Raw genomic sequence first — 256 nt, forward strand, 5'->3', positions numbered from 1 at the left:
CGAACCATCGAAGGCAGTGCCGGCAGATTTACAGTCTGCTCCCTTTGGCCACTCGGGAACCCCTCCAGGGTGTGTCTTACTCTTCACAAAGTAAGCCTAAATTGATGTTTTCCCATAAGCCCATCAATCAGGTTGTTCTCTTAACTCTTAAAAGAGGTAAGAAGAATATGGTGGAGGGAGACGGATTCGAACCATCGAAGGCAGTGCCGGCAGATTTACAGTCTGCTCCCTTTGGCCACTCGGGAACCCCTCCAGG

General features: G+C 50.8%; 1 tRNA gene. It reads right to left on the reverse strand.

The features are described 5' to 3' along the window. Positions 1-168 precede the first annotated feature (168 nt). A tRNA-Tyr gene (locus tag ATB74_RS23540) sits at positions 169-253 on the reverse strand. Between the last annotated feature and the right edge of the window lie 3 nt (positions 254-256).

Origin of the sequence: Vibrio splendidus, from assembly GCF_001557875.1 — a bacterium.
Lineage (GTDB): Bacteria > Pseudomonadota > Gammaproteobacteria > Enterobacterales > Vibrionaceae > Vibrio > Vibrio splendidus_F.